At 70.7% G+C, this 21,651-nt stretch carries 20 protein-coding genes and 1 pseudogene; 12 read left to right on the top strand and 9 right to left on the bottom strand.

What is annotated here, in order from left to right; genetic code table 11:
• Positions 1-705, bottom strand: a 705-nt coding sequence (gene ilvC / locus ACZ66S_RS36140; protein WP_469905797.1) for a ketol-acid reductoisomerase, incomplete at its 3' end; no start/stop codon positions are given.
• A gap of 211 nt (positions 706-916) precedes the next feature.
• Between ilvC and ACZ66S_RS36135 the strand changes: the two genes are divergently transcribed.
• From ACZ66S_RS36135 to ACZ66S_RS36125, 3 genes are all read left to right on the top strand, one after another.
• Positions 917-2,017, top strand: coding sequence for a phenylacetate--CoA ligase family protein (locus ACZ66S_RS36135; RefSeq protein WP_469905796.1), 1,101 nt, complete (start codon positions 917-919; stop codon positions 2,015-2,017).
• On the top strand, positions 2,017-3,411 hold the full coding sequence (locus tag ACZ66S_RS36130) for an aldehyde dehydrogenase family protein (RefSeq protein ID WP_469905795.1): 1,395 nt from the start codon (positions 2,017-2,019) through the stop codon (positions 3,409-3,411). The genes ACZ66S_RS36135 and ACZ66S_RS36130 overlap by 1 nt, the downstream gene beginning before the upstream one ends.
• 106 nt (positions 3,412-3,517) lie before the next feature.
• Positions 3,518-3,913 carry a hypothetical protein gene (locus ACZ66S_RS36125; RefSeq protein ID WP_469905794.1) on the top strand — a complete coding sequence of 132 codons (396 nt, stop codon included), beginning with the start codon at positions 3,518-3,520 and terminating at the stop codon, positions 3,911-3,913.
• A gap of 72 nt (positions 3,914-3,985) precedes the next feature.
• Here the strand turns inward: ACZ66S_RS36125 and ACZ66S_RS36120 are convergent, their stop codons facing one another.
• Positions 3,986-4,588 (bottom strand): DUF5134 domain-containing protein, encoded by a 603-nt coding sequence (locus tag ACZ66S_RS36120; protein WP_469905793.1) that lies wholly within the window; start codon positions 4,586-4,588, stop codon positions 3,986-3,988.
• Between the two features lie 17 nt (positions 4,589-4,605).
• On the bottom strand, positions 4,606-4,992 hold the full coding sequence (locus ACZ66S_RS36115; RefSeq protein WP_469905802.1) for a cupin domain-containing protein: 387 nt from the start codon (positions 4,990-4,992) through the stop codon (positions 4,606-4,608).
• A gap of 332 nt (positions 4,993-5,324) precedes the next feature.
• Between ACZ66S_RS36115 and ACZ66S_RS36110 the strand changes: the two genes are divergently transcribed.
• Positions 5,325-6,221 carry an RNA polymerase sigma-70 factor gene (locus tag ACZ66S_RS36110; protein WP_469905792.1) on the top strand — a complete coding sequence of 299 codons (897 nt, stop codon included), beginning with the start codon at positions 5,325-5,327 and terminating at the stop codon, positions 6,219-6,221.
• Positions 6,222-6,323: 102 nt separating this feature from the next.
• Here the strand turns inward: ACZ66S_RS36110 and fdxA are convergent.
• Positions 6,324-6,638 (bottom strand): annotated as a pseudogene (gene fdxA / locus ACZ66S_RS36105) (ferredoxin); the annotation flags it as partial.
• Positions 6,639-6,845: 207 nt separating this feature from the next.
• Here fdxA and ACZ66S_RS36100 point away from each other — a divergent pair.
• The 3 genes from ACZ66S_RS36100 to ACZ66S_RS36090 all read left to right on the top strand — a co-directional run bounded on the left by ACZ66S_RS36100 (position 6,846) and on the right by ACZ66S_RS36090 (position 10,714).
• The gene (locus tag ACZ66S_RS36100; protein ID WP_469905791.1) at positions 6,846-8,576 is read left to right on the top strand and encodes an L-aspartate oxidase; all 1,731 of its coding nucleotides are present in this window, start codon (positions 6,846-6,848) and stop codon (positions 8,574-8,576) included.
• 145 nt (positions 8,577-8,721) lie between these two features.
• On the top strand, positions 8,722-9,468 hold the full coding sequence (locus ACZ66S_RS36095) for an SDR family oxidoreductase (RefSeq protein ID WP_469905790.1): 747 nt from the start codon (positions 8,722-8,724) through the stop codon (positions 9,466-9,468).
• A gap of 241 nt (positions 9,469-9,709) precedes the next feature.
• The gene (locus ACZ66S_RS36090; protein WP_469905789.1) at positions 9,710-10,714 is read left to right on the top strand and encodes an RNA polymerase sigma-70 factor; all 1,005 of its coding nucleotides are present in this window, start codon (positions 9,710-9,712) and stop codon (positions 10,712-10,714) included.
• Here ACZ66S_RS36090 and ACZ66S_RS36085 read toward each other — a convergent pair.
• Complete coding sequence (locus tag ACZ66S_RS36085) at positions 10,668-11,381, bottom strand: sigma-70 family RNA polymerase sigma factor family protein (RefSeq protein WP_469905788.1); 714 nt, start codon at positions 11,379-11,381, stop codon at positions 10,668-10,670. The two genes, ACZ66S_RS36090 and ACZ66S_RS36085, sit on opposite strands and share 47 nt — an antisense overlap.
• A gap of 159 nt (positions 11,382-11,540) precedes the next feature.
• A complete protein-coding gene (locus tag ACZ66S_RS36080) occupies positions 11,541-12,197 on the bottom strand; it encodes a TetR/AcrR family transcriptional regulator (protein WP_469905787.1) in 657 nt (218 codons plus the stop codon).
• A gap of 173 nt (positions 12,198-12,370) precedes the next feature.
• Here ACZ66S_RS36080 and ACZ66S_RS36075 point away from each other — a divergent pair, with 173 nt between their 5' ends.
• Together ACZ66S_RS36075 and ACZ66S_RS36070 are read left to right on the top strand one after the other, a co-directional pair.
• Positions 12,371-13,108 (top strand): SDR family NAD(P)-dependent oxidoreductase, encoded by a 738-nt coding sequence (locus ACZ66S_RS36075; protein ID WP_469905786.1) that lies wholly within the window; start codon positions 12,371-12,373, stop codon positions 13,106-13,108.
• A 162-nt stretch (positions 13,109-13,270) separates the two neighbouring features.
• On the top strand, positions 13,271-13,675 hold the full coding sequence (locus tag ACZ66S_RS36070; protein ID WP_469905785.1) for an OsmC family protein: 405 nt from the start codon (positions 13,271-13,273) through the stop codon (positions 13,673-13,675).
• Between the two features lie 67 nt (positions 13,676-13,742).
• On the opposite strand, the gene ACZ66S_RS36065 is transcribed toward ACZ66S_RS36070, so the two are convergent.
• The 3 genes from ACZ66S_RS36065 to ACZ66S_RS36055 form a co-directional block, all read right to left on the bottom strand.
• Entirely contained in the window at positions 13,743-14,462 is a 720-nt protein-coding gene (locus ACZ66S_RS36065; RefSeq protein ID WP_469905784.1) for an alpha/beta fold hydrolase, read from the bottom strand.
• Positions 14,463-14,509: 47 nt separating this feature from the next.
• Positions 14,510-15,460: an alpha/beta hydrolase gene (locus tag ACZ66S_RS36060; protein WP_469905783.1), complete on the bottom strand. Its 951-nt coding sequence runs from the start codon at positions 15,458-15,460 to the stop codon at positions 14,510-14,512.
• Positions 15,461-15,574: 114 nt separating this feature from the next.
• The gene (locus ACZ66S_RS36055; protein WP_469905782.1) at positions 15,575-16,351 is read right to left on the bottom strand and encodes a DUF427 domain-containing protein; all 777 of its coding nucleotides are present in this window, start codon (positions 16,349-16,351) and stop codon (positions 15,575-15,577) included.
• Between the two features lie 406 nt (positions 16,352-16,757).
• Between ACZ66S_RS36055 and ACZ66S_RS36050 the strand changes: the two genes are divergently transcribed.
• From ACZ66S_RS36050 to aceE, 3 genes are all read left to right on the top strand, one after another.
• Positions 16,758-17,705, top strand: a complete 948-nt coding sequence (locus ACZ66S_RS36050) for an alpha/beta fold hydrolase (RefSeq protein ID WP_469905781.1) — start codon at positions 16,758-16,760, stop codon at positions 17,703-17,705.
• A 131-nt stretch (positions 17,706-17,836) separates the two neighbouring features.
• A complete protein-coding gene (locus ACZ66S_RS36045) occupies positions 17,837-18,331 on the top strand; it encodes a cupin domain-containing protein (RefSeq protein WP_469905780.1) in 495 nt (164 codons plus the stop codon).
• Between the two features lie 517 nt (positions 18,332-18,848).
• Positions 18,849-21,536 (top strand): pyruvate dehydrogenase (acetyl-transferring), homodimeric type, encoded by a 2,688-nt coding sequence (gene aceE / locus ACZ66S_RS36040; RefSeq protein WP_469905779.1) that lies wholly within the window; start codon positions 18,849-18,851, stop codon positions 21,534-21,536.
• Positions 21,537-21,651: the final 115 nt, after the last annotated feature.

Below are 21,651 nucleotides of genomic sequence, written 5' to 3'. Positions count from 1 at the left end.
GATGAGCTTCAGCTCGTGCAGGCACTCGAAGTACGCGATCTCCGGCTGGTAACCGGCCTCGGTCAGCGTCTCGAAACCGGCCTTGACCAGCGCGGTCACCCCACCGGCGAGTACGGCCTGCTCACCGAACAGATCGGTCTCGGTCTCCTCGGTGAAGGTCGTCCTGATGACACCCGCGCGGGTGCCGCCGATGCCCTTGGCGTACGACAGCGCCAGCGGGAGAGCGCTGCCCGACGCGTCCTGCTCCACCGCCACCAGGCACGGGACGCCCCGGCCCTCCTCGTACTGGCGGCGCACCAGGTGGCCCGGGCCCTTCGGGGCGACCATGCACACGTCGACGCCCGCCGGCGGCTTGATGAAGCCGAAGCGGATGTTGAAACCGTGCCCGAAGAACAGCGCGTCACCGTCCACCAGGTGGGGGGCGACGGACTCCTCGTACACCCGGCCCTGCACCGGGTCCGGGACGAGCATCATGATGACGTCGGCCTCGGCGGCGGCCTCGGACGGCGTCACCACGCGCAGGCCCTGCTCCTCGGCCTTCACCTTGGACTTGGAGCCCTCGTGCAGACCGACACGCACGTCGACACCCGAGTCACGGAGCGACAGCGCGTGGGCGTGGCCCTGGCTGCCGTAACCGATGACCGCGACCTTGCGGCCCTGGATGACGGACAGGTCGGCGTCGGCGTCGTAGAACAGCTCGGCCATGGTTATCCCCTCACTCGTGGCCCCCGTACCGAACGGCGGGGAGAACCACCGCCGTCGAGAAACGACCGAAACACTATCGCATGCCATGTTGTCACATGGTGGTCACCGATGAGGCTGTCACAGACACCGGTGCTCCTCGGTCCTGTCTGCGAGGCCAGGGCGCCCGGCACAACCACCGCCCGGCCTCCACGACTTCGAGAAAGGCGGTTCCATGCCGTTCGGCTCACTCACCGTTCTGGACGCCGGCCCCTTCGACGGGGTGGACCCCGACGAGTTCGTCAGGGCGGCCATGCAGTGGCATTTCACTCCCGAGACCGGGTCCCGGTACTGGCTCGAACGGGCCGGCCGGCTCGGTTTCGACCCCCGCCATGACGTCAAGGGCGTGGCGGACCTGGCGCTCTTCCCCGAGCTGACGGACGAGCTGCGCGACGTACGGGTGCTCGATCTCGTCCCTCGCGGCTACGGCCCCGGGGCCCGACCGCTGCACGTCTTCGAGAGCGGCGGCACGACCGGGGCGCCCAAGCGGGTCGTACAGATGGACGACTGGGCGCGGCACGGTACGCAGCAGGTGACCCGCCGGCTCCAGGACCACGGCCTGCCCACCGGGGCGCTGTGGCTGACCGTGGCTCCCACCGGCCCCCACCTCGTGGGCGACGTGCTGCAACGGGCCGCGGCAAGCCTCGAAAGCCCGGGTCTGGGGGTCGACATGGACCCCCGCTGGGTCAAGAAGCTCGTCGCCGCCGGCCGCCGTGACGAGGTCGACGCCTACACCGACCATCTCGTCGATCAGTGCCGGCGCATCCTGCTCGGCCAGGACATCGGTGTCGTCGCGGCCACCACACCGATGCTGGAGCGCTTCGCCCGGGACAACGACCTCGTGGAGATCATCAACTCCCGCGCCAAGGCCGTCGTCTGGGGCGGCACCCACATGGACCCCGACACCCGCGACCTGCTGCGGACCGAGGTCTTTCCCGACGTGCCGGTGATCGGGATGTACGGCAACACCATGATGCTCACCGCGCTGCTGGAGCGGGTCGGCCTGACCGCGCAGGAACCATGTGTGTTCGACCCGGTGTCCCCGTACGTCTTCCTGACCGTCGTGGACCCCGACACCGGGCGGCAGGTGGCGGAGGGCGAGCGGGGTCAGGTGGTGGTGAGCCACGTCAGCAAGTCCATGCTGATCCCCAACAACAGGGAGCGGGACACCGCGTTGCGGGTGCGTCCGGTCGAGGGCAACGCCGGGGACGCCGTCGCCGACGTGGCGCCGGTTCCCGCCGTCGAGGGCGAGACGATCGTCGAGGGTGTCTACTGATGGGCCCCGTGCGGACGACCGACCCGCTGCACCTCGACGCTCTGGGGCCGCGCGGCCCCTACCGCACACGTGTGCCCAGCACGGTGACGGACGTGACCGGCGCCCCGGTCGCACGGCTGAGTCTCGTTCCCCCGCTGTACGTGTCGCGGTCGCTCGCCGCCCTGCGGCAGGCCCCTCCCATCGCGGCGGGTGACCTCGACACGGTGTTCGCCGCCGCGGGCGAGGCGTTCGCCGCGGGGACCGTGGGGGGCTTGAGCGTGCGGGAGTACGAGCGTCTCGTGAGCCGGACCTCGGGCATGCCGCTCGCGGCGGTGCGTGCCGCGACGCGGGGCACAGCGCACTTCGTACGGCATGCTCCCTCGTCCGCCGACCGCGGCAGACCACGCGGCGCCGCCCGCGGCCCGGACGATCCCGTCCTGCACGAGACGCACACGGTGTGGGCGCGTCGGGGCGAGGTGTTCGCCGTCAACGCGTCCGGCAACCACCCGGGCGTACACCGTGTGTGGCTGGAGGCCCTGGCGCTGGGCTACCGTGTCGCCGTCCGCCCGTCCCGGCGCGAGCCCTTCACCCCGCACCGGCTCGTGGCGGCACTGTGTCAGGCAGGGGTCCGGGACGACCAGCTCATGCTGCTGCCCACCGACCACCCGACCGCCGACACGCTCGTCCACGGTGCGGACCGGGCGGTGGTCTACGGCGGTGACGACGTGGTGGCCAAGTACGCGCATGATGCGCGGGTCCTGCCGCAGGGGCCGGGACGGTCGAAGATCCTCATCACCGCGGACACCGACTGGCGTGACCATCTGGACACCCTCGTCGCGTCCGTCGCCGGCGAGGGCGGAACCGCGTGCGTCAACGCCACCGCGATCCTCGTCGAGGGTGATCCCGACCCGCTCGCCGAAGCTCTCTCGGCCCGTCTGGCCGACTTGCCCAGCCTTCCCCCGCAGGACGAAAGGGCACGTCTGCCGGTCTGCCCGCTGGAACGGGCGCGAGCGCTCGACACGTACCTGAAGGGTGTGGCGGCAGGGACGCCCGCCTGGCTCGGCGGTGACGGAATCGCGGACGACCTCGGAGACGGCAGCGCCGTACTGCGTCCCGCCGTGCACCGGACCACGAGCGCGCGGGCCGCCCAGCTCCGCACCGAACTGCCCTTCCCCTGCGTATGGATCGCCCCCTGGACCCGGGCGGACGGCATCGCGCCCCTGCGCGACACGCTCGTGCTCTCGGCACTGACCCGGGACCGCGAGCTGTGGGAGACCCTCACAGCGGAGCCCACCATCGCCAACGTGTACTCCGGCGATCAGCCGACCCACTGGATGGCCCCGGGCGTCCCCCACGACAGCTACCTCTCGGACTTCCTGATGCGCAGCAAGGCGGTCTACGGGAGCCCGTCGTGACCGACATCGCACCGCTCGACACCGGCCCGCACAGGCCGATGCGGCGGGGAGACATCGCGTGCATGTCGATGCGCACCTAGTGTTCGACGCATACGAAGGGGGCCACTTGTCACGCGACACGGCTGAAGCAGAGGCGGAGATGAAGGGGATCACGTTTCCGGCCTGGCACGGAAAGCACTACGTGACCCTCGCTGAACTACTGGTTCGGCTCGGCAGTTGCGGCCTGGACCTGACGTGGCGCGTCGAGATCGACGACATGGTCGACCCCCGCTGCGCCGAGATGGAACGGCTGTCCGCGGACGCCGGAATGGACACGTTGACGCTGTTGTCCCTCACGACCCCCTCCCTCCAACTGATCGACGCCGAAGCACGTGGGTTCGCCCAGGACAGGCTGATGGTCGTCCTGTCCGAAGTGGACAGCACGTGGTGGGACGTCAGGGCTGTCGACGAACGCGTACTCGAAGAATTCCGGCGCCACTGCCCGGGGGCGAGGGACCTGTGAGCGGGGCGCTTCACGCCGGGCGGAGCCACGCGTGGAGCGCCCACTCAAGGGATCGTCCATCTCGTCCCGCACTCAGTGTGGCAGCACCAGCATCACAGCCGTCCCCAGTGCCATCGCCCCCTCGCTCACGTGCTGTGACGGCGTCGTCGTCGCGGCGCGGCGGGCGGGGGTCGCAGCCGTGCGCAGGGAGGGCATGGGGCGGGTCAGCGACCAGAGGGCGTACGCCAGCAGGCAGGACGCCAGCGACAGTGTGATCGCGGGACCGCCCGGAAGGGCGCCCGGCCCGGCGGAATGCGCGGCCGCCGCGCCGAGGTGTTCGTGCGGCAGCCCCGTCCCCGGTGCGCGCAGCATCCACGCCATCGCCGCCATCCCGGCCGCCTGCGGCAGCCGGTGGGCCGTCGCCGACGTCCCCTCGGCTGCTCCCCGGCCGACCGGCAGCAGGAACCACATCGCGCAGACGGTGAAGGCACCGCTCGCGACGGCGGCTTGGCCGGCACCGAGATGGATCCACGGCATCGCCGCCATGGACAGAGCCATGGCGGCGTGCAGCAGTAGGTCCGCCCGGACACGGACCCCTGGGCCGGGTGCCCTGACGCCCCGTGCCAGGCCGTGCACGAGCACCACGACGAAGAGCAGCGTCAGCATGCAGTGCACCAGGACGACGGGCGTGCCCATGCCGGATCCGTGCCCCGTCAGGCGGTGGGGCGCGGTGCCCGCAGATGGGCGCGCTCCGCCAGTTCCTTCTCGTCGACCAGTTCCAGCATGGGCTTGCCCGGAGCGCACAGCATGGTCACCACGAACCGGGTGCGCGCGTCCGACAGCGCGTTGCCGTCCTGGTAGTGGATGGCGTCGCCACCGGGCTCCCAGAAGGTTCCGCCCGCCTCCACCACGCGCTCGGGCTCGCCCTCCAGCTCGAAGCGGACCGCGCCCTCGACGACGTATCCGAAGGCCGGGCCGGAGTGCCGGTGCGGGGGCGTGCCCGGGTCGCCCGGCTCCCACTCGACGAGGATGGTCATGGCCGACGCCCCCTCCGCGATGGTCAGGGGAGCGGCGTCCTGGAGCACCTTCGCCGCCGTCATCCAGCCGGCGGTCCCCTCCTGGTCGCCGTGGCCGTGGGCGGAGTGGCCGTGGGCGGAGTGATCGTGTGCTGTCGTGTTGTCCGACACGGTGTTGCACCTTCCGTAGGCGTGAACGTTGTTCCTCACTGGTGACCGGGGACCGAACAGATCTGTGACACCCCCGGATTCGCCCGACAAGGCCGCCCGGCGCCGCGCCCGTGTCCCGGCACAGCGATTGCCATCGTGTGACCATGGATCGCGAAGGAGATAGCGTGGGGCATCTGCGGCCCACAGCGCGCCCCTCTCCTCGTCGCGCGTAGCATGATGGGCGCACCGCCAGAAGGGACGACCCCATGCGCGCCGGCGCCCACCCCGACACCTCCGACCGCGGACTCGACGCCTTCCTGTCGGCACGACCGCGGCTGTTCGGCATCGCGTACCGCATCCTCGGCAGCGCCGTCGAAGCCGAGGACATCGTCCAGGACACCTGGCTGCGGTGGCAGAACACCGACCGCGCGCAGGTCCATGAACCAGCCGCCTTCCTGACCACGGTCACCACCCGGCTCGCGATCAATCTCGCCCAGTCCGCGCGGGTACGCCGGGAGTCCTACGTCGGCCCATGGCTCCCCGAGCCGGTCGACACCACCCAGGACCCGCACCTGGGTGCGGAACGCGCCGAGGCCGTCGAGCTGGCCGTACTGCTGGTGATGGAGAAGCTCAACCCGGTGGAACGCGCCGCGTACGTGCTGCGGGAGGCGTTCGACTACCCCTACGGGCGGGTCGCCGACATCCTGGAGACCAGTGAGGCGAACGCCCGGCAGTTGGTCAGCCGGGCGCGCAAGCACCTCGGTGCCGAGCGCAAGGAGCGCGTCAGCCCGGCGGCCCACCGGCGTCTGCTCGAAGGCTTCCTCTCCGCCGCACGCACGGGGGATCTCTCCACCCTGGAGGACCTCCTGACCTCGGACGTCGTCAGCTACTCGGACGGCGGCGGCATCCGCGGCGCGTCCAGGATCCCCGTCATCGGCCGCGACCACGTCTCCCGGTACCTGTCCGCCTTCGCCCCACGGTTCTGGCCGGACGCCGAGACCCGGTTCGTCCAGGCCAACGGCGACCCCGCCGTGCTCATCACACGGGACGGGGCTCCTGTGGCCCTGCTGTGCGTGGACGCGTCCGCATCGGGCATCGAACGGATCATGTGGGTGATGAACCCGGCCAAGCTGACCCCTTACGTGCTGTCCCTGGGCGCCTGACCTGCCGGTTCTCCCCCTCCTGGGCCGCGGGGTTCAGGACGGGAACCACAGGTCGGCGTCGGCGGCTTCCTCCTTGCGGGCGGCGAAGGCGGACAGGTCGTTCTTGCTCCGGCTCTGCGGGGGCAGGGCCGCGACCACGGGGTGGTCGGCCCCGGCAGCCCGCCCGGTGCTCTCCCCCGGTGCGTCGCGGAAGTACTCGGCGTTCACGGACCGGTACCGCACCCACCGCGGCGGCAGGTCGTCCTCGTGGAACACGGCCTCGACCGGGCAGACCGGTTCGCAGGCGTGGCAGTCGACGCACTCCCAGGGATTGATGTACAGGGTCCGCTCGCCCTCGTAGATGCAGTCGACCGGGCACTCGATCACACACGCCCGGTCCTTGACGTCGACGCACGGCTCCGCGATGACGTAGGTCATCGACCCCACCTCCCCTTCGACACCCGGCAGTTGTCGAGCGCACGGTGTTCGTGCGCCCGGCCGGTGTGCCGGTATGACCGGCCCGGCCGCGGGGGTGTGACACCGTTCGGCACCCGGTCGGGGTGGGGTCGCCCCCGCACGTCGATGTCACAAACGCTCGCTCCGTCCGGTCGTAGCAGGTGACCACCCCGAGCGATGGGAGCAATCGTGGTTGCCACCGAACAACGTCTTTCCACAACGGTGCTGGTGATCGGCACCGGCGGAGCGGGCCTGCGCGCGGCCATCGAACTGGCCGAGGCCGGCGTCGACGTCCTCGCCGTGGGCAAGCGCCCCAAGGAGGACACCCACACCTCCCTCGCCGCCGGCGGGATCAACGCGGCCCTCGCCACCATGGACCCCGAGGACACCTGGCAGCAGCACGCCGCGGACACCCTCAAGGAGAGCTACCTCCTCGGCGACCCGCGCACCGCCGAGATCGTCACCCGCGGCGCCGCCCTCGGCATCGACGACCTGGAGCGCTACGGCATGGCCTTCGCCCGTGAGGAGGACGGCCGTATCTCGCAGCGCTTCTTCGGCGCCCACAAGTTCCGCCGCACCGCCTTCGCCGGCGACTACACGGGCCTGGAGATCCAGCGCACGCTCATCCGGCGCGCGAACCAGTTGCACATACCGGTGCTCGACAGCGTCTACATCACGCGTCTGCTGGTCCACGACGGTGCCGTGTTCGGCGCCTACGGCTTCGGTCTGACGGACGGCAAGCGCTACCTGGTGCACGCGGACGCCGTGATCCTCGCGGCCGGCGGGCACACCCGGATCTGGCGGCGCACCTCCTCCCGGCGCGACGAGAACACCGGTGACTCCTTCCGGCTGGCCGCGGAGGCCGGGGCCCGGCTGCGCGACCCCGAGCTCGTCCAGTTCCACCCCTCCGGCATCATCGAGCCCGAGAACGCCGCCGGGACCCTGGTCAGCGAGGCGGCCCGCGGCGAGGGCGGCATCCTGCGCAACGCGCTCGGCGAGCGGTACATGAACCGCTACGACCCCGTACGCATGGAACTGTCCACCCGCGACCGGGTCGCCCTGGCCTCCTACACCGAGATCAAGGAGGGCCGCGGCACACCCAACGGCGGGGTGTGGCTGGACGTCTCCCACCTGCCCCGGCAGACGATCATGAACCGGCTCCCCCGCGTCTACCAGACCCTCCTGGACCTGCAGATGCTGGACATCACCCGGGAGCCCATCGAGGTCGCGCCCACCGCGCACTACTCGATGGGCGGAGTGTGGGTCCGCCCCGAGGACCACAGCACGGACGTGCGGGGCCTGTACGCCATCGGTGAGGCCTCCAGCGGACTGCACGGCGCCAACCGGCTCGGCGGCAACAGCCTCATCGAACTGCTGGTGTACGGCCGTCTCACCGGCCAGGCGGCCGCCGCCTACTCGGAGTCGCTGACCGCACAGCCGCGCTCGGCCGCCGCGGTGGCACAGGCGCGGGGGGAGGTCGACGACCTGCTCGCCGCGGACGGGCCCGAGAACGTACGCGCGCTCCAGCGCGCCATCCGCAACACCATGACCGAGCACGCGGGCGTGGTCCGTGACGAGGAAGGCCTGCGCACCGGGCTGGCGGAACTGGACACCATCGAGAAGCGCATGGAGAACGTGGGCGTCCATCCGGACATCGCGGGCTTCCAGGACCTCGCCCATGCCTTCGACCTCAAGTCGGCCGCGATGGCGGCCCGGGCCACCCTGGAGGCGGCTCTGGAGCGGCGCGAGACACGCGGATGCCACAACCGGAGCGACTACCCCGCCATGGACCCCGCGCTCCAGGTGAACCTCGTCTGGTCCCCGACCGACGGCATCACCCGCGAACCCATCAGTGCCATTCCCGACGAGATCGCGGTCCTGATGGAGGACGTCTCGGCGGACGGAAAACTCGTCGAATAGAAATGCCCCTCGTTCGACGGAAGAGCCGACGGACGAACCGGAAGGGCAATTCCCGGATCGATCGAAAACGGTGTCACAACACCGATGGTCTCCCGGTCCTATCCGGTGCAGACAGCACACGAGAAACAGCGAAAGGAACGTCCTCATGAAGGTCGTAGTGATCGGCGGCACCGGACTGATCGGCTCGAAGGTCGTCAGCAGGCTCAACGAACACGGCCACCAGGCCGTGGCGGCCGCCCCGAACACCGGCGTCAACACGCTGACGGGCGAGGGCCTGGCCGAGGTCCTGGAGGGCGCGGCCGTCGTGGTCGACGTCTCCAACTCCCCCTCCTTCGCGGACGACGACGTCATGGAGTTCTTCCGCACCTCCACCACCAACCTGCTCAAGGCCGAGGCGAACGCCGGTGTCACCCACCACGTCGCCCTCTCGGTGGTGGGCACGGAACGGCTGCAGGAGAGCGGCTACTTCCGTGCCAAGCAGGCGCAGGAGGAACTGATCAAGGCCTCCGGGATCCCGTGGTCGATCGTCCACGCCACGCAGTTCTTCGAGTTCATGAAGGGCATCGCCGAGTCGGCGACCGAGGGAGACACCGTCAGGCTGGCCCCGGTGAAGATCCGGCCCGTCCATTCGGACGACGTCGCCGCCACCGTGGGCCGCACCGCCGTGGGCACACCGGTCAACGGCGTCGTCGAGGTGGCCGGCCCCGACACCTTCCAGTTGGACGAGCTCATCCGCAAGGGCCTGGCCGCCAAGAACGACCCGCGCACGGTCGTCACCGACACGCACGCCCCGTACTTCGGCGCCGAGCTCCAGGAGGAAACCCTGCTGCCCGGCCCGGACGCGCGCATCGGCGAGACGCGTTTCGGTGACTGGCTCGCCCAGCAGCAGTAGGCGCAGTGCGAGGGGCCTGTCGTTCCACGGGGCGTGGAACGACAGGCCCCTTTTCGTTCACGGCAACGCGGATCCACCGTCACAGGATCACCGTTCCACCGCCGGTGAAAGGGCTTCGAAATCACTGTCACAACGCCTCGGTTCCCCCGGTCGTTGAGGGGGAGACGATCGCCGGGTCCGTGAGCGCCTCGTGGCCGCATTCCTGCAACCCGGGACTCGGAGGAATGGAGTCAGGAGGATCATGTACACAGAGGCACCCCCCGCGGCGGCATCCCCCGCGGACACGAATCTCGGTGAGGCCGTTTCCACCTTCGTGGAACTACGGCCCCGCCTTTTCGGCATCGCCTACCGGGTACTGGGCAGCGCTGCGGATGCCGAGGACGTCGTGCAGGAGGCGTGGCTGCGCTGGCAGCGAACCGACCGTTCCGTGGTGCTCAGCCCCGCGGCGTTCCTGTCGAGCACGACGACGAGGCTGGCCATCAACGTGGCGCAGTCCGCCCGCGTCCGGCGCGAGACCTACATCGGTCCGTGGCTGCCCGAGCCCGTCGACACCAGCGTCGACCCGGTGGCCGGTGCCGAACGCGCCGAAGCCCTGGAACTGGCCCTACTCCTCGTCCTGCAGAAGCTCACACCGGTCGAACGGGCCGCGTACGTGCTGAGGGAGGCCTTCGACTACGGCTATCCGGAGATCGCGGAGATCCTGCGCCTGACCCCCGTCAACGTCAGGAAGGTCGTGAGCAGGGCGCGCAGGCATCTCACCGGCGACGAGCGCGACAGCGTGGACGCCCAGGAGCACCGCAGACTGCTGGAGGCGTTCGTCGCGGCCGCCCAGGAAGGGGACGTGGCCTCGCTGGAGGCGCTCCTGACGCCCGACGCGGTCAGTCTGTCCGACGGCAACGGGCTGCGCGGCGCGGCCCGCGTACCCGTGGTCGGCCGCGCCCGGGTGGCGAACCTGTCGACCGCCTCTTCACGGTTCTGGCCGACGGTCGAGGTCGCGCGCGTGGTGGCCAACGGGCGCGCCGGGGTCCTGCTGTACCGGGACGGCCGGCCCGCCGTCTTCATGACGATCGCGGCCACACGCCGGGGGATCCACCAGGTCCTGTGGGTGTTCAACCCCGACAAGATCGCCTCCTTCCTCGGCTCCCGCGCCCGCTGTTCTCCGCTGCACACGCCTTCCATGGACATCGCGGGGCGTGAACTCACCAGGGAACCGGGCGGTTCCAGTTACGCAGCTTGTCGGGGTTGAGGACCGCCCAGACGTGCGAGACGAGCGAGTCGGCGACGTCGAGGATGAGAACCGCGGCCACCTGGCCGTCGTACCGGGCGACGAGGCCCGTTCGTCCGTTCACCGACCCGGTGTCCAGGGTGATGCGCCGCTGTCCGGATAGCAGGATCAGCAGGCTGTGGGCGACCTGCTCGTCGCCTCGGACGGGCCGGGTCAGGGCCCGGATCTTTCCGCCGCTGTCGAAGAAGGCCGTCACCTCGGGGGCCAGCAGGGACCTCAGACGGGGGCCGTCCTGATCACCGCACGCCTGCCGGACGGCTTCGCTGATCTCATGCCGGCTGTGCGCCGGGGCCGGCCGCGCGCGCTGAGTTCGTACGCTCAGCCGGGCCCGCTCGACCAGTTCGACATCCTCGCCGTACGACGGCCGGGGCGTCCGGGACCGGCGCTCCTCGCTTTCCGGCTCCGGTGGCGTCAGGCATGCCTCGTCCACGACCTGGGTGAGCCAGACACGGGGGGCCGCCATTCGGACGCGCTCCAGGTCGGTGAGGCAGTACCACCGCCGGTAGGCCTCGTCGACGACGCGTTCGGCCGCGACGCGGCTGTCGAGCGCGCGGCAGGCGACCTCCAGGAGATGCCGCCGCTCGTCGAGTGACTCGGCCAGCGGTACCGCGCCAACGTCCCTATCCATGGAGCGACCCCCACACCGACGGAAGTTCGGAGCCGCAGCCGCCGTGACGGCATGCCTCCGACGTTACCCGCATCCGTCCGGAACCGGCTGGTCGAAGGGCCGACCGGGACGGAAACCGCGGCATGAATTCACCACACACAGACGGTGTGCCACTTAGTGTCACGTGTTCGTCGGTGCGGAGCGGGCCGACGGGTCCGCCAGCCGCAGTCGGGCGGGGGGCGGGTAGGGCAGCGTGGCGCGGTCCCGGGCGCGCAGGCCGTCGAACGCGATCTCCAGGAAGCGTTGCCAGGCGCGCGGTTCGCGGTCCAGCAGCGGCTGGGCGGTCTGATGGACACCGCCGAGGAGCAGCACGATGTCCGTTCCGGTGATGTCGTCGCGGACGGCGCCCTGCTGTCGCGCCCGGGCGGTCAGGTCCTCGACCGTGTCGCAGAGCCGGTCGATCGCGTCGCGTACGTCCGCGTGCTGCAGGGAGGGGCGGCCGATGACCTCGCAGAAGGCCCGGTCGGCGGCGAGCAGGCCGACGCCGTGGGCCATGAAGTCCCGCAGCGCACGGCCGGCGTCGTCGGCGCGCAGGAGTCCGTCGGCGGTGTCGAGCAATCGGTCGAGCAACTGCATCATGATGGCCGCGAGCAGGTCGTCCTTCGTCGGGAAGTGCCGGAACACCGTGCCTTTGGCGACGCCCGCCCGCTGGGCGATCTCGTGCATCGACACGTCCACCCCGCACTCGGCGAACGCCTCCGTCGCCGCCCGCAGGAGCAGCCGTCGATTGCGGGCACCGTCCGCCCTGGCCGGCCCCGCCACTGTCCTGCCGGTCATGCCGCCTCCCTCTGCGCATCACAACATTAACACTGAGTATGAATCGCTGATCGTGTTCAGTGTTACGCTGACACAACATGACCTCTCGGTCACCTTCTCGGGCCGCCCCAGTCCTGCCTTCGCGCGACGGGCCTGCCCGCCTCACTCACTCCGTCACGTCTCCTGGAGATGACATGCGTTCTGTTCTCGACCCCAAAGTCGCCCTCGTGACCGGCGCCTCGTCCGGCATCGGCAGGGCAACCGCACTGGCCCTGTCCAAGGCGGGAGCCGTAGTCGCCGTCGGTGGCCGCAGGACCGACCGGCTCGAAGCACTGGCCGAGGAGGCTCCCGGCGAGGTGCTCGTCCTCGACATGGACGTCAGTGACCCCGGGTCCGTGCGCGGGGCTGTCGATGCGACCGTCGCGCGTTTCGGCACTCTCGACATCGTGGTGAACAACGCCGGTGTCATGCTCAGCGGCCCCGTCCTGGACGCGGACCTGACGGACTGGACCCGCATGGTGGAGACCAACCTGCTGGGCTCCATGTACGTCGTGCACTCGGCGCTGCCCCATCTGCTGCGCTCCCGTGGTGCGGTGGTCCAGATCTCCTCCACGTCGGGCCGCGTCTCCTCGGCCGGCGCCGCGGTCTACTCCGCCACCAAGTTCGGGATCAACGCCTTCAACGAGGCGCTGCGCCAGGAGGTGACCGAGCAGGGCGTGCGGGTCGTCGTCGTGGAGCCGGGATTCGTCTCGACCGAGCTGGCCGACCACATCACGGACCCGGCCAAGCGTGCCGCGGTCAGGGCCATGGCCGAGTCGATGCGGACCTTGCAGCCGGAGGACATCGCGGCCGCGGTGGTCTACGCCGTCACCCAGCCCGATCACGTCGCCGTCAACGAGATCCTCGTACGCCCGACCGACCAGTCCCGCTGATCGCCCGCTGATCGCCCGCGGCTCGGCAACCGCCGTCCCGCGCACCCTCCTTGCAGCCGGGTGCGGGCACACGCCCACCGTCACAGGCGGGCGCTTCGCACGGTCTAAGTCCCGGGAGGCACCAATGGTGTCTCTGCCCGCACCTCGGCTGGAAGGCACAGCATGAACACACGTATCGTCACCGTGGCCGAAGGAAGGCAGCTCGCGCGTTCCGTGGCGATCGGCACACACCGTCTGACGGCCGACGAGCCGGAGCCTGTCGGCACCGACACCGGCCCCACCCCGGGCGAACTCCTCCTGGCGGCGCTCGGCTCGTGCACGTCCATGGCGGTCCGGGCCTACGCGCAACGGCACGAATGGCCGCTGGACCGGGTGGACGTCGCGGTCCGCTTCGACCCACAGGGACAGATCGTCAAGAACGTGGGACTCGTCGGGGAGTTGACGCCGGCACAGCGGGACCAGCTCCTGGTCGTCGCGGGGCGCTGTCCCGTTCATCGGATGCTGACCAGGGACCTCACCGTCATCACGGTGCCCACGCTGCTCGCCGAGCCCGCGCCGCTGCCGTGACGCCTCGTCCGTCGGCCGATCGACGTGTGATCGGCCGACGGACGTGTCCTGCGCGTGCCGCGCATGCTCAAGCGGTCGCCTGTGCCGCCTCGTTGATCAGGCGGGCCACGTCACCGGGCCGCGAGACGCTGACCGCGTGGGAGGCGGAGACCCTCATGACGGAGGCCTCGGCCCGCTCGGCCATGTAGGTCTGCGCCTGCGGGGGGATGTTCCGGTCCTCGTCCGCCACGAGCACCCAGGAGGGAATGTCCCGCCACGCGGGCGCGGACGCCCCCTCCGCCAGGGCGGCATCGGTCACGGGCCGCTGTGTCGCGGCCATGACGGCGGTGGTCTCCTCGGGGACGTCGGCGGCGAACTGCGCGTGGAACTTGCCCTGTTCGATGTACAGGTCCGTGACCTGGCTGCCGTCGGGCAGCGTCACCGGCACGGGCCGGAGCGTGTCGCCGAGGGTGCTGCCGGGGAACTTGCCCGACAGGGTGACGGCGCTCTCGCCCTCGTCCGGCAGGAACGCCGCGACGAAGACGAGGGCCTTGACCTGGGGGAGCCCCTTGGCCGCGGTGCTGATGACGGACCCGCCGTAGGAGTGCCCGACGAGGACGACGGGGCCGTCGAGGGACGTCACGAGCTGCCGGACGTACTCGGCGTCGGTGGTGAGTCCGCGCAGCGGATTGGCGGCGGCGATCACCGGATAGTCGTGCGCGAGCAGTTTGTCCACGACGCCGTTCCAACTGGAGGCGTCCGCGAACGCGCCGTGCACGAGGACGATGGTGGGCTTGGGTGCACTCATGGGAGTGGCCTTTCGACGGTTCAGGGAATGCGGTCGTGTGAACGGTGTCAGTCGGTTCCCAGAGCCTTGCGAAGAACGTGCACGGCCTGCTCGATCGCGGCGGTCGACGCCTGGGTGCCGCGCACCGGGTTCAGCATCATGAAGTCGTGCAGGGACGCGTTGTAGCGGATGCTGGTCGTCGGGACGCCGGCCTGGACGAGCTTGCGGGCGTAGGCCTCGCCCTCGTCGCGCAGCACGTCGTTCTCGTCGACGACGACGAACGCCGGCGGCAGACCCCGGAGGTCCTCCAGCGTCGCCCGCAGCGGGGAAGCGGTGATCTGGGCGCGCTCGGCGGGGTCGGTGGTGTAGGCGTCCCAGAACCATTCCATGGCCTTGGCCGTCAGATGTGGGCCGTGGGCGAAGGTCCGGTAGCTCTCGGTGTCCTGGGCCGCGTCGGTGACGGGGTAGTACAGCGACTGGTGCACGAAGGTCACGTCGCCCCGCCGCTTTGCCATGTGGGTGAGCGCGGCGGTCATGTTGCCGCCGACCGAGTCACCGGCGACGGCCAGGCGGGAGGCGTCGAGCCCTTCGCCCGTCCCCTCGGCGGTGATCCACCGGGCGGTGGCGTAGGCCTGCTCGATGGCCACCGGGTACTTGGCCTCCGGCGAGCGGTCGTACTCGACGAAGACCAGCGCGGCGTTCACCCCGACGGCCAGTTCACGCACGAGCCGGTCGTGCGTGCCGGCGTTGCCGAGGATCCAGCCGCCGCCGTGCACGTACAGGACGACGGGCAGGGGGCCGGTGCTGCCGACGGGCCTGACGATGCGCACCCGCACATCGCCGACGTCCGCCGGGACGGTGATCCACTTGTCGTCCACGTCGGGCTTCTCGACGGGCTGCGCCTGCACGTCGTCGAGCAGTCGGCGCGCGCCCTCGACCCCGCGCTCGTACAGCAGCGGCGGCTTGGCGGTCGCGTCGGCGAAATCCTGCGCGGCAGGCTCGAGAACGATGTCGCTCATAGTGTGGTCCCTCGCTGGTGATTGGGGAGGACTTTTCACACCATGGGACCAGACCGGCGGCGGATGTGTGACACCGACAGGCCCGGACCGTTCAGCACGGTCCAGGAGCGGGGGTCAGGGCGCGGGTGTGCCGGGCTTCGGCAGCGGCTCGCCGTCCACGAAGAGGTCGACGTGCTCGTTGTAGAAGGCGGTCAGGCCCGCGATGCGGTTGGCGTGGATGGTCGGGAAGTCGTACGCCCAGGCGATGTCCTCGTGAGCAGCCGTGGCGCCGTCGAACGACCAGTAGCCGCTCGTCGTGCCCTTGTACGGGCAGCGGGTCACCGTGTCCGACCGCCGCAGCCGGCTCCAGTCGACGTGCGCGCGGTCGAGGTAGTAGCGGGTCGGCAGGCCGGTCTCGAACAGCTTTACGCACGACGGCGCCTCCGCCAGGACCACGCCCTCCACCTCCACGCGGACGCTGCTGGAGGAACGCACGGCGTCCACCCGCGAGTACGGGCTTCTGGGGTGGACGAAGACGGGCTCGTCCTCCTCGAACCAGTAGTCGATCGCCGCCCACTCGAAACGCACCGTGCCCCGCAGCGGTGCCGGGGCGTCCTGCCCCCACACCCAGGCGGCGCCGGGGCGGGAGTCCCCGCCCACGGACAGGGTGTGCCGGTGGGCCGTGCCCGCACCGTGCTCCTCGGCGAACCCCTCGTCGTCGAGGACGCCGTCGACGAGGTCCCGCAGCGGGATGCTGAACTGCGGATAGGCCTGCCACTCCCAGACGTACAGGGCGCGCCGGGTGTCGAAGACGGTGCGTCCGTCGATCACGCCCCGGATGCGGCGGGGCACCGGCTCCACGTGCCCGACGGGAACGAGGAAGCTGGGGTGCAGGACACTTTCGGTTTCCATGGTCATCACCTAGGTCGGTCGGATGCCCCCGCGGCCGTCAGGGCCGGCGGGAGAGCTGGGGCGCGTTCGGGGTCGGATCGCGAAAGAGATCCGTCCGGCGCTGAGGAAACAGTGCTGAGCTGGGCGTATTTCACTGTCACAGCGGACGGCGGCGGCCGGTCTGTGCAGGGAGACGACCCCCGTGGTGAGGAGACCACACCGTGAACGCGCGTACCCATTATGACGAAAACACTTTTGACGGCAACATTGTGCCCCCCGCGGACACAACGATCACACTGTCGCCGGGACGTGGCCCTCGCAGCGGCCGGACGCCATAGCGAGCCGGTCACGACACCCACCGCAGCCCGGCCGCGCCCGACCGGAGAGGCGGCCGCCCTCCCCACCCAGTCCTTCGCCGGAGACTCGCATGTCAGCCCTCCCCCTGCTCGACCCGCTGCGACGCGTCACGACCGACGTGCTCGAAGTCGCCTACTACGAGACGGGCTCCCCCGACGGCGACCCCGTCGTCCTGCTGCACGGCTTCCCCTACGACATCCACAGCTACGTCGAGGTGGCCCCCCTGCTGGCCGAGAACGGGTTCCGCGTCGTCGTCCCCCACCTGCGCGGACACGGCCCCACTGTGTTCCTGACCGACTCCCTCCCCCGCTCCGGTCAGCAGGCGGCGCTGGGAGCCGACGTCATCGCGCTCCTCGACGCTCTCGACATCGAGCGGGCCTTCCTCGCCGGCTACGACTGGGGCGGCCGCGCGGCCACGGTCGCCGCGGCGCTGTGGCCCGAGCGGGTGCTCGGCCTGGTCTCCGTCAACGGCTATCTGATCCAGGACATCGGCGCCGCCATGAACCCGATCGCCCCCGAACGGGAGGCGGGCTTCTGGTACTTCTACTACTTCCTCACCGAGCGCGGCCGTGCCGGCCTGGCAGCCGACCCGCGAGGCGTCGCCCGGGTCATCTGGAAGCGCAACTCCCCGGTGTGGGCCTTCAGCGAAGCCGACCTGGAACGCGCCGCGGGAGCCTTCACCAACCCGGACTACGTCGACGTCGTCGTCCACTCCTACCGGCACCGGCTGGGCCTGGCACCGGGCGCCGAGGCGTACGCAGCTCTCGAAGCACGCCTCGCCGGCCTTCCTCCGGTCACCGTCCCCACGGTCACCCTGGACGGCACCGCCGACGGCAACTTCCCCGCGACGGACGGGTCGTCGACCGCTCACCACTTCACCGGCCCCCGCCTGCACCTTCAGGTGGCGGACGCCGGCCACAACCTGCCCCAGGAACGCCCCGCAGCCTTCGCCGCGGCGGTACGGGACGTACGGGCCCTGCGCCGCGGACACCCCCGGCACGACTGCCTGTCCCGCTGACCCCCGCCCGGCGAACCGGCCGCGGGCATGTCACACCTGCCCGCGGTCACCGGTCACCTCGTATGAGGGCAGCCGTGCAGCCGCCCCGGCGAGCACGCGGCCGCATGACCGCCTCAGGAAAGGAACCAGCCATGTCGTACCCCTACCCGGAACAGAAGTACTTCGGCGACGACGGCGAGGTCAGTGCCGTGTTCCGGCCCGCCTCCACCCCGCCCGACCTCGGTGAGAGCGGGCCGGGCAAGGACGCCACCCACTACCTGGCCACCACCGCGACCACACGCGGCGAGTTCGGGCTGTACCGCGTCGAGATGCGACCGCGGGCTGGCGGACCCAATACGCACTACCACAAGCGGATCTCGGAGTCGTTCTACATCCTGGACGGCACCGTGCGCGTCTTCGACGGGGTGCGCTGGGTCGACGCCCGCAAGGGCGACTTCCTGCACGTACCGCAGGGCGGACTGCACGCCTTCCGCAACGACTCCGACGCACCGGCGGACATGCTCCTGCTGTTCACCCCGGGCGCGCCCCGCGAGGAGTACTTCGAGCAGGTGTCGACGCTGGCGAACGCCTCGGAGGAGGAGCGCTCGGCGTTCTTCGACCGGCACGACTCCTACTTCGTGGAGTAGGACCGCACGCACCGGTGTCCCGCACCCGCATCCTCCCCGGCGACAGGCGCGGGACACCGGCCACCGGCACGCCCGGCTGCGGAAACGACCACCGGCTGCGGAAGCGGCCACCCGCCGCTGAGGCGGCCACCGCGCCGCGGAAGTGACCACCGTGTCACAACAACACCTTTCGTCCGGTCTACAAGGCAGGGCACAGGGACACCCGCGCCAGCGGCGCCCAGCCGATGCGTCACACCGCCGACGAAGGAGACGGGCATGGGAGTCGTCATGGCAGGTGCCACCGCGCGGATCGGTACGAGATCGGTCGCGCGCCCGCGGGACGACGGAGCGCAGTCGATGCCACTCCCCCACGCGCACGGTGTCGGCATCCGTGACGCACCCGCTCCGGGCCGAGCCCTGCACGGCCACCGGACGACGGCGCAGTGGCCGAAGGGGCACGGGTGCGCCCGTACCGCCGCACCCGGGTCCCGAACCGCCCCTCCCCTCGACCTCCATCCACGCACAGAGGAATGCCGCCATGAGTGACCCGTCCCGGCCCGCCGCCTCCCCGTCGAGCAGCGAGCTCGACCAGTTTCCCGACCGTGACCGCGAGGAGACCGCCGAGTGGCAGGCCTCCCTCGACGCCGTCGTACGCAACGCCGGACCCGACCGGGCGGTGTACCTGCTCCGGCGGGTGCACGAGTACGCGGCCCGGGCCGGCCTCGCCGTGCCGGAACTGCTCACCACCGACTACGTCAACACCGTCCCGGCGGCCGCGCAGCCGGCGTTCGACGGCGACCTCGCGATGGAGTCCAGGATCACCGCCCTGAACCGCTGGAATGCGGCGGCGATGGTCACCCGCGGCTCCCGCCTCGGCCTGGGCGGACACATCTCCACCTACGCCTCGGCGGCCTGGCTGTACGAGATCGGCTTCAACCACTTCTTCCGCGGCAAGGAAAAGGACGGCTCCGGCGACCAGCTCTTCCTCCAGGGGCACGCCTCGCCGGGCATCTACGCCCGGGTGTTCCTCGAAGGCCGACTGAACGAGCGGCAGTTGGAAGGCTTCCGACGCGAGGCCGGCGGTCACGGCCTGCCCTCCTACCCGCACCCGAGGCGCCTGCCGTGGCTGTGGGAGTTCCCGACCGTGTCCATGGGCCTCGGCCCGCTCGGCGCCATCTACCAGGGACGCTTCAACCGCTATCTGCACGCCCGCGGCATCAAGGACACCTCCGCCTCCCGCGTGTGGGCGTTCCTCGGCGACGGGGAGACGGACGAGCCGGAGTCGACGGCCGCCCTGACGCTGGCCTCCCGCGAGGGCCTGGACAACCTCACCTTCGTGATCAACTGCAACCTGCAGCGCCTCGACGGGCCCGTGCGGTCCAACTCCAAGATCGTGCAGGAACTGGAGGCCCGTTTCCGCGGAGCGGGCTGGAACGTGGTCAAGACCCTGTGGGGCGAGGCCTGGGACCCGCTGTTCGCCCAGGACGGCACCGGTGACCTGGTGCGCCGTCTGGGCGAGGTGCCCGACGCCCAGATGCAGACCTTCGCCGCGCGGGACGCCGCCTACATCCGCAAGAACTTCTTCGTCGGAGACGCCCTGTCCGCGGTCTCCGCCACCCTGAGCGACGCCCAGGTGGTGGAGCTCTTCGAGAACTCCCGTGGCGGACACGAGCCGTTGAAGGTGTACGCCGCCTACCGGGCCGCCGTCGAACACCGGGGAGCGCCGACGGTGATCCTCGCCCAGACGGTCAAGGGGCACACGCTCGGGTCGGCGTTCGAGTCCCGCAACGCCAACCACCAGATGAAGAAGCTGACCATGGCGCAGTTCCGCGAGATGCGCGATCTGTTGGACCTGCCCGTCCCCGACAGCGCGCTCGCCGGTGACGAGGTCCCCTTCTGGCACCCGGGGGAGAACTCGCCCGAGGTGCGCTACCTGCGCGAGCGGCGCGCCGCACTGGGCGGCCCCGCCCCGGCACGCCGTGTGATCGCCAAGCCGCTGCCGGAACCCTCCGCGCAGCCTTTCGACGTACTGCTCAAGGGCTTCGGGCACCAGGAGGTCGCCACCACCATGGCACTGGTCCGCCTGGTGAAGGACCTGATGCGGGACGGCCGCACCGGCGCCCGCTGGGTGCCCATCATCCCCGACGAGGCCCGCACCTTCGGCATGGAGTCGATGTTCCCCACGGCCGGCATCTACTCGCCGCAGGGCCAGACCTACGACCCCGTCGACGCCGACCAACTCCTGCACTACAAGGAGAACGAGAGCGGGCAGCTCCTCATCGAGGGCATCACCGAAGCCGGCTCCATGGCCGAGTTCACCGCCGCCGCGACCTCGTACGCCACCCACGGCGAACCGATGATCCCCTTCTACATCTTCTACGCCATGTTCGGGTTCCAGCGCACCGGCGACCAGTTCTGGGCCCTCGGCGACCAGATGGGCCGCGGGTTCGTCGTGGGCGGTACCGCCGGGCGCACCACCATGACCGGCGAGGGACTCCAGCACGGCGACGGCCACTCGCACCTCCTGGCCGCCACCAACCCGGCCGCCGTCAGCTACGACCCGGCCTTCGCCTTCGAGATCGCGGTCATCGTCCGCGACGGCCTGCGCCGGATGTTCGGCGAGCGGCCGGAGAACGTCTTCTACTACCTCACGGTCTACAACGAACCGAAGCCCCAGCCGCCCATACCGGCGCTGCCCGGCATCGAGGAGGGCATCGTCCGCGGCCTGTACCCGTTCCGGCCCGGCAATCCGGCCGTGTCCGGGCCCCGGTTGCAGCTCCTGGCCTCCGGCACCGCCGTGCACTGGGCCCTGCGCGCCCAGGAACTGCTCGCCGCCGACTGGAACGTGCGCGCCGACGTGTGGTCCGTGACGTCCTGGACGCAGTTGCGCCGCGACGCGATGGACGCCGACACCGCCCGCATGCGCGGCGAGACACGTGTGCCCTACGTGACGGAGGCGCTCGCCGGTGCACCCGGCCCCGTCCTGGCCGTCAGCGACTGGATGCGCCAGGTCCCCGACCAGATCGGGCAGTGGATCGAGCAGGACTACTACTCACTGGGCACGGACGGATTCGGCCTGTCCGACACCCGCGAGGACGTACGGCGCTACTTCCGCGTGGACGCCGAGTCGATCACCGTGACGGCTCTGGACCGGCTGGCGCGCGCCGGACACGTCGACCCCGGGACGGCCGAGCGCGCACGCAAGCACTACGGCCTGGACGTCTGAGGGAGTCCGGTGGGGGGCGGCCGGGGCCCCGGATGCGCCCGGCACGAGCGCCCGCCGATCCGACAGCCGACTCGGCGGCCCACCGCAGCCCTGATCGTCCGCGGCTCGGCGCAAC

The sequence above is a fragment of the Streptomyces sp. NPDC107471 genome, assembly GCF_055582845.1.
Note: the sequence above shows the minus strand (reverse complement) of the source record. Positions and strands in the feature narration are given on the sequence as shown.

Excerpts from the sequence above, each read along its gene's own strand:
- ACZ66S_RS36135 (WP_469905796.1), top strand. The coding sequence starts at position 917 with ATGCCGTTCGGCTCACTCACCGTTCTGGACGCCGGCCCCTTCGACGGG.
- ACZ66S_RS36130 (WP_469905795.1), top strand. The coding sequence starts at position 2,017 with ATGGGCCCCGTGCGGACGACCGACCCGCTGCACCTCGACGCTCTGGGG.
- ACZ66S_RS36120 (WP_469905793.1), bottom strand. The coding sequence starts at position 4,588 with ATGGGCACGCCCGTCGTCCTGGTGCACTGCATGCTGACGCTGCTCTTC.
- ACZ66S_RS36115 (WP_469905802.1), bottom strand. The coding sequence starts at position 4,992 with ATGACGGCGGCGAAGGTGCTCCAGGACGCCGCTCCCCTGACCATCGCG.
- ACZ66S_RS36110 (WP_469905792.1), top strand. The coding sequence starts at position 5,325 with ATGCGCGCCGGCGCCCACCCCGACACCTCCGACCGCGGACTCGACGCC.
- ACZ66S_RS36095 (WP_469905790.1), top strand. The coding sequence starts at position 8,722 with ATGAAGGTCGTAGTGATCGGCGGCACCGGACTGATCGGCTCGAAGGTC.
- ACZ66S_RS36090 (WP_469905789.1), top strand. The coding sequence starts at position 9,710 with ATGTACACAGAGGCACCCCCCGCGGCGGCATCCCCCGCGGACACGAAT.
- ACZ66S_RS36085 (WP_469905788.1), bottom strand. The coding sequence starts at position 11,381 with ATGGATAGGGACGTTGGCGCGGTACCGCTGGCCGAGTCACTCGACGAG.
- ACZ66S_RS36080 (WP_469905787.1), bottom strand. The coding sequence starts at position 12,197 with ATGACCGGCAGGACAGTGGCGGGGCCGGCCAGGGCGGACGGTGCCCGC.
- ACZ66S_RS36075 (WP_469905786.1), top strand. The coding sequence starts at position 12,371 with ATGCGTTCTGTTCTCGACCCCAAAGTCGCCCTCGTGACCGGCGCCTCG.
- ACZ66S_RS36070 (WP_469905785.1), top strand. The coding sequence starts at position 13,271 with ATGAACACACGTATCGTCACCGTGGCCGAAGGAAGGCAGCTCGCGCGT.
- ACZ66S_RS36065 (WP_469905784.1), bottom strand. The coding sequence starts at position 14,462 with ATGAGTGCACCCAAGCCCACCATCGTCCTCGTGCACGGCGCGTTCGCG.
- ACZ66S_RS36060 (WP_469905783.1), bottom strand. The coding sequence starts at position 15,460 with ATGAGCGACATCGTTCTCGAGCCTGCCGCGCAGGATTTCGCCGACGCG.
- ACZ66S_RS36055 (WP_469905782.1), bottom strand. The coding sequence starts at position 16,351 with ATGGAAACCGAAAGTGTCCTGCACCCCAGCTTCCTCGTTCCCGTCGGG.
- ACZ66S_RS36050 (WP_469905781.1), top strand. The coding sequence starts at position 16,758 with ATGTCAGCCCTCCCCCTGCTCGACCCGCTGCGACGCGTCACGACCGAC.
- ACZ66S_RS36045 (WP_469905780.1), top strand. The coding sequence starts at position 17,837 with ATGTCGTACCCCTACCCGGAACAGAAGTACTTCGGCGACGACGGCGAG.
- aceE (WP_469905779.1), top strand. The coding sequence starts at position 18,849 with ATGAGTGACCCGTCCCGGCCCGCCGCCTCCCCGTCGAGCAGCGAGCTC.